Below are 9,867 nucleotides of genomic sequence, written 5' to 3'. Positions count from 1 at the left end.
CCGTGGCCAAATTCGTGAAAAAGCGTCGTCACTTCATCAAAGGTTAACAGCGACGGCGTATCGTCCAGGGGCGGGGTGAAATTGCAGGTTAAATAGGCGATGGGTTTTTGCAATCCCTGCGCGTCGGCGCGCCGAACGCGGCAATCGTCCATCCAGGCTCCGCCGCGCTTTTTATCGCGTGCAAATAAATCCAGGTAAAAATAAGCGCAGGTTTCGCCCGCTTGTTCTATAGCGTAGACCTGCACATCTGGGTGCCAGGTGGCAATGCCCTGCAGAGGCTTTACCGCGATGCCGAACAATCGCTGCACCACCGAAAACATGCCGGCAACAACTTTGTCCGCCGGAAAATAAGGCCGCAGCGCTTCCTGCGATAATTGAAAGTCGCGCTGCTTCAGGCGCTCTGCCGCAAAACTTAAATCCCACGGCTGCAGCTCTTCTATGGCCAATTCTTCACGGGCAAAGGCCTGCAGTTGCGCCAGCTCTTTTTCTGCCACGGGTCGGGATTCTTGGGCCAGCTCCTTTAAAAAGTTCAGCACAGTGTCGGTGCTGTCGGCCATTTTTTTCGCCAAAGACAAAGACGCGTAATCGGCATAGCCCAATAGTTTCGCCAGCTTTTGGCGCAATTGTAAAATCTCTACAATCAGCGGGCTATTGTCATACTCAGACGCGCCCAGCGCAGAGGCGCGCGTGACATAGGCGCGGTAGACTTGCGCGCGCAGCTCCCGGTTTTCTGCGTAGGTCATGGCCGCTAAGTACGCGGGAAAATCGAGTGTAATCGCCCAGCCGTCCAGGCCTTTGCGTTTGGCAGCCTGTGCTGCCTGCGCAACAGCGTGATCCGGTAAACCCGCTAGGGCCTCCCGGTCGGTCAAATGCAGGTGCCAACTCTGGGTGGCATCCAACACATTGTTGGAAAACTGGTTAGACAACTCACTCAGGCGCTGCTTAAGCTGCTTAAAGGTAGCGCGCTCCGCCTCCGGTAAACCAATACCCGCCAAACGAAAATCGCGCAAAGCATTGTGCACGGCCTGCTTGTGAGCCTGGCCCAACCCGTTAAAGTCAGCGCGTTCAGCCAGCGATTCGTACAGTGCAAACAGCCCCTGGTGTTGCCCCATTTCGGTGTTGTAGCGGGTTAACGCTTGCAGACAGCTATCGTACACAGCGCGCAGTGCCTCACTATTGGCCACGCTGTTTAAGTGACTAACCGGCGACCAGGCGCGCGATAAACGGTCGTCGATGGCCTCCAACCGTCGCAAAATTTGCTCTGTCTCCAGCGCACTCGCCTCTGCAATCACCTGCTCTATCTCCGCGCGCGAATCCGTCAATAATTGCTCAATGGCCGCTTGGGCAATTTCGGGGGTTAGCCGGTCAAAGGGGGGGAAATAGTCGTCGGCAAGCAAGGGGTTCTGGACATTCTGTGGCATTCTGATTCCGGTTTTCGTCAATGATGTTTCGAGCCTGGCACAGGCAGCGTAAAATGGCATTTTACGCGAAAATGGTGTGCACCGATGAGTTCAATCCGATCCTTTAATGGCAAATACCCGAAATTGGGCGAGCGAGTGTTTGTCGATCCCAGTGCAGTGGTCACCGGCGATGTGGAAATTGGCGAAGACAGTTCCGTGTGGCCCATGGCAGTGGTGCGCGGCGACATGCACCGCATCCGTATTGGCGCACGCACCAGCGTACAAGACGGCGCTGTCTTACATATCACCCACGCCGGGCCCTTTAACGAAGACGGTTGGCCGCTCACCATCGGCGACGACGTCACCATTGGCCACGGCGCCATATTGCACGGGTGCACCCTAGGCAATCGAATTTTGGTGGGCATTGGCGCAACGATTTTGGACGGTGCCGTAGTCGAGGATGACGTAGTTATTGGCGCGGGTACATTGGTGCCGCCCGGTAAAACCCTGCAATCGGGCTTTATGTATATGGGTGCACCGGCGCGTCAGGCCAGACCACTGTCGGAAAAAGAACGGGCATTCTTTCGCTATACAGCGGGTAACTACGCCAAGCTCAAAGACCAACACCGGGCCGAGCTGGCCTTAGACAAAGACGATTAGACTCGCCCAATATCGGCCCGCAGTGCTTTTAACACAGGCCCAATATCCGGTCGGATACCGCGCCACAGGCAGAAGGATTCGGCGGCTTGAGCAACCAGCATACCCAAGCCGTCGGCGGCCTGCTGCGCGCCCTCGGACCGCGCCCAAGCTTGAAAAGCGGTTGCTTTGGCGCTGTAGGTCATGTCGTAGCAGCGGCAGCTCGAGCGCAATTGGCCACTCGGCAGCGGCGGTAAACCACCTGCCAGGCCCGCCGAAGTGCCATTGATAATCACATCAAAGTCACGGAGCGCCAAGCCAGAATAATCAGTCGCAGAGATAGGCCCCAGGACCTTAAACAACGTCGCTAGCGTCTGTGCTTTGGCGAGGGTGCGGTTGGCCACCACCAGTTGCGCCACACCGGCCTCAAGCAGTGGCTGAAGAACACCGCGAACCGCGCCCCCCGCGCCTAAAATCAGCACATTGGCGCCCTTTAACGGCCAATTTAACTGCTCGGTTAAATCATAAACTAAACCGAAACCGTCGGTATTGTCGCCCAAAATGGTGCCATCTATTTGCATTGCCAAAGTATTAGTAGCGCCCGCGAGCGTCGCCCTGGGGGTTAATTGGCGAGCAAAATTAAAGGCGTCCAATTTAAAGGGGGCGGTGACATTCATGCCTTTGCCACCGCCATCAAAAAACGCCTGGGCCTGTGCCGCAAAGGCATCTTCGGCCGGGCAGGCACTGTCGTAGCTCAACTGCTCGCCCGTTTGCTCGGCAAAGGCTCTGTGTATCCAGGGCGATTTCGATTGCGCAATGGGATTGCCGACGACGCGATACCTGTCCATCATTCATTCACCCAATCGCGCGGCTGCAAAAACACCTCGGTGAGCTCCGCTTCTGCACTGCCAGGCTCTGGCGCAAAGCCATACTCCCAGCGCACCAGCGGCGGCAGTGACATCAATATCGACTCGGTGCGACCGCCCGTCTGCAGGCCGAACAGCGTGCCGCGATCGTGCACTAAATTAAACTCCACATAACGGCCCCGACGGTACAACTGAAACTGCCGCTGCCGGTCGCCAAACACCCGAGATTCGCGCTTCTCAACTATTGGGCAATAGGCATCCAGGTAGCTGTTGCCCACCGAGCGCATAAACGCAAAGCTTTGCTCAAACCCCAGCTCGTTAAAATCGTCAAAAAACAGACCGCCGATACCCCGCGGCTCTTGCCGATGTTTCAAGTAAAAGTAGTCGTCACACCAGGCCTTAAAACGCGGGTAAAGGTTTTCACCAAAGGGATAGCAGGCCGCCTGGGCGGTTTTATGCCAATGCAGGCAGTCCTCTTCATTACCGTAATAAGGCGTCAGGTCATAACCGCCGCCAAACCACCACACGGGATCTTTACCCGGCGCCTCGGCCATAAAAAAACGCACATTGGCGTGGCTGGTGGGTACGTATGGGTTTTGTGGATGCACCACCAGTGATACACCCATGGCCTCGAAGGAGCGGCCGGCCAATTCTGGGCGCGCCGCTGTGGCCGACGCCGGCAGGCCGGCACCGAATACATGGGAAAAATTGACGCCCGCTTTTTCAAAAACTCGCCCGTCTGCCAGCACGCGCGAACGGCCGCCGCCCCCTTCTGCACGCTCCCAGCTATCCTCCACAAAGGCTGCCCCATCCAGCGCAGATAATCCGCTGCAAATGGTGTCTTGCAGCACTAGCAAATACGCTTTCACGGCGTCTTTATCGATGGCGGACATAGTCTTCCTTATAGATTCGAAGTCACAGTGTGAATGTTACGGCCGGATTTCTGCGCCCGTGATGAGGTCGCGGATAACCGATGGCCGACCGCGCGCGCCAACTTCTCCAGGTGCCACCGCATCGAGCTGACCAGCGAAGTAAGTCATTACTTCGGCCTCTGTCATAGCCGCCGGCATACCCTGTGGATTGGCCGAGGTGGACACCAAAGGCGAATCTGCCAGCGCAGACAACGCCTGTACCACCGGGTGGTCGCTAACACGCAGGGCCACCTTGTCGTGGGCGCCGGTGATCCAGCGCGGCACCTTGTTGGCGTGCGGTACCAGCCAGGTGTTAGGGCCGGGCCAGCTGGTCTGCAGCACTGCTAACTGATCGCTGTTGAGCGTATCGAGCATGGGTGTAACCTGATTCAGCTCTGCCGCTACCAGTATCAGGCCTTTTTCCACTGGTCGACCTTTAAGCGCCAGCACCTTGTGAACGGCGTCTTCGTTGTCGGGTAAGCAGCCCAACCCCCAGACCCCCTCTGTGGGGTAGGCAATCACCCCCCCCGCCTTCAATGCCGACACAGCCGCTAGAACAGCGGGGTGCTCAAGCCAATTGTTGGACATGGATAAGCCTTTCTCGTGAATTTTGCGGGGCGCATTGTCACACTTGCCTGCACCCGAGGCAATTGACCCAGATCAAAGCCGTCGCTCGTAGCCCATTTCAGAAGACACAATCGAGCCCTCTAATTCCAAAGCCGCCAACAGCCGGTGCAATTGGGCAACACTCAAGCCACTGGCTTCAAGCAGCGCTTCAAAATCCACCCGCTCGTGCCCCAAGAGCGCAAGTAGGTCCCGTTGCTGAGGGTCTTCAGGTAAGTTTACGCTCACTTGCGGTACACTGGGTGCAAGCAGCGGCAAGCTGTCGGTCAGGTGGCTGGCCAGTTGCTCGGGGTGACACACCAGTGTCGCGCCCTCGCGAATGAGCCAATGGCAACCCTCGCTCACGGGACTAAAGATAGAACCGGGGACTGCAAATACCTCGCGATTTTGCTCCAACGCGTAGCGAGCCGTGATCAAAGAGCCGCTTTTCAAGGCCGCCTCTACCACCAGCGTCCCCAAACTTAAACCACTGATAATACGGTTGCGGCGCGGAAAGTGGCCCGGTTCTGGCCGCACTGGCAACGCAAACTCTGAAACCACCAGGCCACCTGCAGCGACAATGCGTTGCGCCAATGACCGATGCGCCGCCGGATAGACCTGATCCAACCCACAGCCCAGTACCGCCAAGGTATAGCCCTCAGCAGCCAGCGCGGCTTCGTGAGCGACGCCGTCGACCCCCAACGCCAGGCCACTGGTAATGGTAAACCCACCGCCGGCAAGGACCCTACAAAACCAGTCGGTCGTCTTGCGCCCCGCCGCCGTGGGTTTGCGCGATCCAACAACGGCCACTTGCGGTAGATTTAGCAGCCCACCATTGCCCCAAAGGTGCAATAGGAGTGGGCCGCCAGCCTCCCTTAACAGGTTTGGGTAATCTTCATCCAAGCAGGTGATCAGGCCGTGTTCTGGTTGTTCTAGCCAGGCCTCCAGGTGCGCCAGTCGCTCGCCCAGCCAATTGCCTGGCCGCTCCGCAAGCCAGTCTTCTAGTAGTGCCGCGCCAGAGGCACCCAACCAACGCGCGCGCTCGGCGGGCGCCTGCGCCAGCAATGCGGTCACCTGTGTGAAATGAGTACGCAACTGGACCCATTTGCGAGGGCCAATGCCGGGAATATGGTGTAGCGCGATCAGTAATTCGCGTTCGGTAACGGACATGCTGCGTTCTTCCTTGAACATTTGTCGATGGTAAAATCGCTCCTGCTTGAGTGCGACCTACCCGTTACGCCGAGTTTGTAAGCACTCACAACCAGAAGATTTTGTCAGGCCGGTCGATGCATTTAGGCCACAAAAAAGCCGGCCCATGGCCGGCTTACTGTCAGGGGTTAATTACCCTGTCATTGATAGCTAACGGCCGGGTGGCATCCAGTACGATGCCGTAGCTCATCTTCTCAAAGGTGCGGAATACCATCAATAAACCAGCGCGTTCATCCGGCAGTTTTACCGGCTTGCCGGTGACACGATCTTGCACCACAGGGCCCGATTTCATAATCGCCAGAATATCGCCGGCCGCCAGTGCGTCGCGCTCGCCTTTATTGATCGCCACAACGTTCATGCGGCCAACCTGAGTTACACCACCTTCAACGGTCATAATGACGCCATTGATATCCTGCTCGGGTGCCTTGGGATAAAAGGTGCTCGCTACCGCTCGGTCAGCGCTGGGCAACAATCGGTCTTCGATCAAAATCTCTTGGGTAGTGCGAGTCACATCCATGGTGGCGATATCGCCTTCAATGGCTGCCACGCGCACAGCGCCCACGTCCAGCGCCTGGTAGCCCAGAAACTCCCCGGTTTCAGGGTCTGCGAAGCTTTTACCTTTGCGGTAAATGCCGTAAACGGGCACATTCGGGTCTATTTCACCACGCGCGTACAAATGATCGCCGGCACCGCTGATTAGGCGACCGTCTTCACCCGCCAATACATAGGGTGCATTGTTGTAGACGTCGGGCATGACGATGCGCGAACCGGTCAAAAAGCTGTTGATGGCATCTAAGGGAATGGCTGGGATCGCAGCTGCTACAGGCTGATAGCGAATTTTGGGCGACAACTTTTCCGTGCCAGGCGACAATTTGGTGGCGGGCTTGCCGCGCTCAATTTCAAGCCGGGGTTTACCATCCAGATACACCAGCGAGACAATATCGCCGGGATAAATAAGGTGCGGGTCGTGAATCTGAGGATTTACCTGCCATATTTCGGGCCACTGCCAGGGGTTTTCCAGAAATTTACCGGAGATATCCCACAGTGTGTCGCCTTCGGTAACGCGGTAGGTGTCGGGCCTGTCACTGCGAATTTGAACGTCTTCGCCAAACGCCGTGGTGCATAACACCAAGGATGCGGCCAAACCCAATAATAGCTTTTTCATAGAAACCAATCCTGTTTCTCGCGGCCACCGGTTAGATGCAGGCCTCAGAGGAGAATTTAGACGTTATAATAGCGCAACATAACCGGTCGCCTTGCGACTGTCATTCCGCCACTGTCTGGGAGACAATGTGCCACCGTTGCCAAAAGACTACAACGGTTTGCATTTTGCCTCTGCCAAATACCTGCAGGGTGGGTTAATTTCGGCTTAAATGCTGTCTGATCATAATGTTAGCAGCGACTGTTGCCTTTTTACTAGAAGTTTGTCACACCGTTTATGGCTAAACTCGAGATATTAGAATTCCCCGATCCACGGTTGCGCACCGTGGCCGAAACCGTCACCGAAGTCACGGATGCCACGCGCCAGTTAATCGATGACATGTTCGAAACCATGTACGCCTGCCCGGGCATCGGCCTGGCGGCGACACAGGTGAACGTGCACCAGCGCATAGTGGTGATTGATATCAGCGAAGACCAGCAATCGCCGATGGTCTTTATCAACCCCGAAGTCGAGGTGCTGGACGCCGAGAAAGACACTTACGACGAAGGCTGTTTATCGGTGCCCGGTTTTTACGAAACCGTTGAAAGGCCCGCGCATATTCGCGTAACTGCCCTCGATCGCGACGGTAACAGCTTTGAAATGAAGCCAGAGGGTCTGTTGGCCACCTGCATTCAACACGAGCTGGACCACTTGAATGGCAAGCTTTTTGTGGATCACATCTCCAATTTAAAGCGCGATCGCATTCGCAAAAAATTGGAAAAACAGCACCGACAGCGGGCCTAAGCGCCCGCCATCCTCCCAGACTGAGAGCCCCGTTTCATGAGCGCCCTGCGCATTATCTTTGCCGGTACCCCCGAATTTGCGGCCGAGCACCTAGCCGCCCTACTCGACTCCCAACACCAGATTGTGGCTGTATTTACCCAGCCTGACCGCCCAGCAGGACGGGGGAAAAAACTGCAAGCCAGTCCCGTCAAGGCATTAGCGCTGGAACACCAATTGCCGGTACACCAACCCGAGCGCCTGAAGTCGGCCGAGGATCAAGCGCTGGTGGCACAATACCAGGCAGATCTTATGGTGGTGGTAGCCTATGGGTTGCTGTTGCCGCAAGCGGTCTTGGATTTGCCGCGCCTGGGGTGTATCAACGTGCACGCATCGCTGCTGCCGCGCTGGCGGGGTGCCGCCCCAATTCAGCGCTGTATTGAGGCGGGTGATACTGAAACTGGCATCACGATCATGCAGATGGATGCCGGTCTGGATACGGGCAATATGTTAACCATTACTCGGTGCCCTATCGCGTCGAACGAGACGGCCGCCAGTTTACACGACAAACTTATCGCACTGGGACGGCCCGCATTGGTAGAGGCTGTGGATTTACTGGCCACAGACCGCGCACAACCTATACAACAAGATAATGCGCTGGCCACCTATGCCCATAAATTGTCTAAGGAAGAAGCGCGCATTCAATGGTCGGCACCAGCCCACCAGATTGCCCGACGTGTACAGGCCTTTAACCCCTTTCCCGTGGCCTTTACTACGGTCGGGAATGAGCGCCTGCGGGTGTGGTCGGCCAACGCGGTCGATTGTGCACACAGTGCGCAACCCGGCACACTGCTTGAAATCGCACAGCTTCCAAACAACCAACAGGCACTGCGCGTAGCCTGTGGCAATGGCGCGCTGGATCTGCTCACGCTGCAATTACCGGGCAAGAAAATGCTGCCCGCGAGCGAGGTATTGGCGGGCTACCGCGATAAATTTAGCCCCGGTCTGATGTTTGGACTATCGGATGAATAGCCGCGCGCTGGCCGCGCAAGCTCTAGCCGAGGTACTCAATCGCGGCAAGTCGCTGGCTTCGGTGTTACCGCCGGTTCTCGAGCGCTGTGCAACTCGCGACGTAGGGTTGGTGTCTGAGTTGTGCTACGGCGGCTGCCGCTGGTTTCACCGCTACAATCCTGTGGTCCAACACCTGCTCAGCAAAGCCTTTAAGCCCAAAGACGCCGATCTGCTGGCGTTACTGATACTTGGCATCTATCAACTGGAACACCTGCGAGTACCCGATCACGCTGCGCTATCCGACACAGTCGAGGCCTGCCGGGCTTTGGGCAAAGGCTGGGCCACCAAACTGGTCAACGGCGTTTTGCGTAACTTTCAGCGCAACCGCAGCCAGTTACTTGCCGATGCCAATAGCCTGCCCGGTGCCCAACACAGCCATCCGAAGTGGATTCACAATGCGTTAATGAGTCACTGGCCCGAGCACGCCGAGGCCATAGAAATCGCTAACAACCAACACCCGCCACTGGCGCTGCGGGTTGGCCCCGATGTGGACATGAGCCACTGCCAAACGACACTGGCGGCGCAGAATATTCAGGCGCAACAGGGTAAATTGGCGGCGCGCAGCCTGGTGCTGGATGTGCCGATCGACGTCTCGCTGTTGCCGGGCTTTAGTAGCGGGCAATTGAGTGTACAGGATGAAGCGGCGCAATTAGCCGGTCAACTATTGCCATTAAAGCCAGGCCAGCGTGTTTTGGATTGCTGCTGTGCCCCCGGTGGCAAAACCTTGCACCTGTTGCAAGCAACGCCCGACCTTAAAATGCTAGCGCTCGACAGCGATGCCACACGCTTAACGCGCGTCGAAGAAAACCTGGCACGCGCCGGCGCAAGTGCACAGCTGGTGTGCGGCGATGCCGGCCAGCCTGAAGATTGGTGGGATAAACACCCCTTCGATGCAATTTTACTCGACGCGCCCTGTTCAGCCACCGGTGTGATCCGCCGCCACCCTGACATCAAGCTACTGCGCAAGCCCGCGGATATTGATAAGCTGGCGGCCCTGCAAATGCACATACTGACCGCCGTATGGCCACTGTTGAAACCCGGCGGTTACCTGCTCTACGCCACCTGTTCTGTCATGCCACAGGAAAATACGCAGGTAATGGAAGCATTTTTAACCCAGGCAGCGGATGCAATAGAACAACCCATAGACGCAGACTGGGGCATAGCTCAGCCCGCCGGTCGGCAATTGTTACCGGGACCGTACAATAGCGATGGCTTCTACTATTGTCTGATTCAGAAACGGACATAAGGAT

Annotated in this window: 10 protein-coding genes; 4 read left to right on the top strand and 6 right to left on the bottom strand. The window is 56.8% G+C overall.

What is annotated here, in order from left to right; genetic code table 11:
• On the bottom strand, positions 1-1,421 hold a 1,421-nt coding region (locus ACW8F6_RS10300), incomplete at its 3' end, for a M3 family metallopeptidase (protein WP_491575776.1).
• A gap of 84 nt (positions 1,422-1,505) precedes the next feature.
• On the opposite strand from ACW8F6_RS10300, the gene ACW8F6_RS10295 reads away from it, so the two are divergent.
• Complete coding sequence (locus ACW8F6_RS10295) at positions 1,506-2,060, top strand: gamma carbonic anhydrase family protein (protein WP_491575775.1); 555 nt, start codon at positions 1,506-1,508, stop codon at positions 2,058-2,060.
• Here the strand turns inward: ACW8F6_RS10295 and aroE are convergent.
• From aroE to ACW8F6_RS10270, 5 genes are all read right to left on the bottom strand, one after another.
• Positions 2,057-2,887: a shikimate dehydrogenase gene (gene aroE, locus ACW8F6_RS10290; protein WP_491575774.1), complete on the bottom strand. Its 831-nt coding sequence runs from the start codon at positions 2,885-2,887 to the stop codon at positions 2,057-2,059. The genes ACW8F6_RS10295 and aroE overlap by 4 nt on opposite strands.
• The gene (gene hemF, locus ACW8F6_RS10285; protein WP_491575773.1) at positions 2,884-3,795 is read right to left on the bottom strand and encodes an oxygen-dependent coproporphyrinogen oxidase; all 912 of its coding nucleotides are present in this window, start codon (positions 3,793-3,795) and stop codon (positions 2,884-2,886) included. The genes aroE and hemF overlap by 4 nt, the downstream gene beginning before the upstream one ends.
• Before the next feature lie 36 nt (positions 3,796-3,831).
• On the bottom strand, positions 3,832-4,401 hold the full coding sequence (gene tsaC, locus ACW8F6_RS10280) for an L-threonylcarbamoyladenylate synthase type 1 TsaC (protein ID WP_491575772.1): 570 nt from the start codon (positions 4,399-4,401) through the stop codon (positions 3,832-3,834).
• 72 nt (positions 4,402-4,473) lie between these two features.
• Positions 4,474-5,586, bottom strand: a complete 1,113-nt coding sequence (gene dprA, locus ACW8F6_RS10275; protein WP_491575771.1) for a DNA-processing protein DprA — start codon at positions 5,584-5,586, stop codon at positions 4,474-4,476.
• A 160-nt stretch (positions 5,587-5,746) separates the two neighbouring features.
• Positions 5,747-6,790, bottom strand: a complete 1,044-nt coding sequence (locus ACW8F6_RS10270; protein WP_491575770.1) for a LysM peptidoglycan-binding domain-containing protein — start codon at positions 6,788-6,790, stop codon at positions 5,747-5,749.
• 273 nt (positions 6,791-7,063) lie between these two features.
• Here ACW8F6_RS10270 and def point away from each other — a divergent pair, with 273 nt between their 5' ends.
• The 3 genes from def to rsmB are packed head-to-tail and all read left to right on the top strand — an operon-like array spanning position 7,064 to position 9,863.
• Positions 7,064-7,570 carry a peptide deformylase gene (gene def, locus ACW8F6_RS10265; RefSeq protein WP_491575769.1) on the top strand — a complete coding sequence of 169 codons (507 nt, stop codon included), beginning with the start codon at positions 7,064-7,066 and terminating at the stop codon, positions 7,568-7,570.
• Positions 7,571-7,606: 36 nt separating this feature from the next.
• The gene (gene fmt / locus ACW8F6_RS10260) at positions 7,607-8,578 is read left to right on the top strand and encodes a methionyl-tRNA formyltransferase (protein ID WP_491575768.1); all 972 of its coding nucleotides are present in this window, start codon (positions 7,607-7,609) and stop codon (positions 8,576-8,578) included.
• Positions 8,571-9,863 carry a 16S rRNA (cytosine(967)-C(5))-methyltransferase RsmB gene (gene rsmB, locus ACW8F6_RS10255; protein ID WP_491575767.1) on the top strand — a complete coding sequence of 431 codons (1,293 nt, stop codon included), beginning with the start codon at positions 8,571-8,573 and terminating at the stop codon, positions 9,861-9,863. Before fmt ends, rsmB begins: the two co-directional genes overlap by 8 nt.
• Positions 9,864-9,867 lie beyond the last annotated feature (4 nt).

Source organism: Simiduia sp. (assembly GCF_058345725.1).
This window is presented reverse-complemented; position numbering and strand designations above follow the sequence as displayed.

Excerpts from the sequence above, each read along its gene's own strand:
- aroE (WP_491575774.1), bottom strand. The coding sequence starts at position 2,887 with ATGATGGACAGGTATCGCGTCGTCGGCAATCCCATTGCGCAATCGAAA.
- def (WP_491575769.1), top strand. The coding sequence starts at position 7,064 with ATGGCTAAACTCGAGATATTAGAATTCCCCGATCCACGGTTGCGCACC.
- dprA (WP_491575771.1), bottom strand. The coding sequence starts at position 5,586 with ATGTCCGTTACCGAACGCGAATTACTGATCGCGCTACACCATATTCCC.
- rsmB (WP_491575767.1), top strand. The coding sequence starts at position 8,571 with ATGAATAGCCGCGCGCTGGCCGCGCAAGCTCTAGCCGAGGTACTCAAT.
- hemF (WP_491575773.1), bottom strand. The coding sequence starts at position 3,795 with ATGTCCGCCATCGATAAAGACGCCGTGAAAGCGTATTTGCTAGTGCTG.
- ACW8F6_RS10270 (WP_491575770.1), bottom strand. The coding sequence starts at position 6,790 with ATGAAAAAGCTATTATTGGGTTTGGCCGCATCCTTGGTGTTATGCACC.
- fmt (WP_491575768.1), top strand. The coding sequence starts at position 7,607 with ATGAGCGCCCTGCGCATTATCTTTGCCGGTACCCCCGAATTTGCGGCC.
- tsaC (WP_491575772.1), bottom strand. The coding sequence starts at position 4,401 with ATGTCCAACAATTGGCTTGAGCACCCCGCTGTTCTAGCGGCTGTGTCG.
- ACW8F6_RS10295 (WP_491575775.1), top strand. The coding sequence starts at position 1,506 with ATGAGTTCAATCCGATCCTTTAATGGCAAATACCCGAAATTGGGCGAG.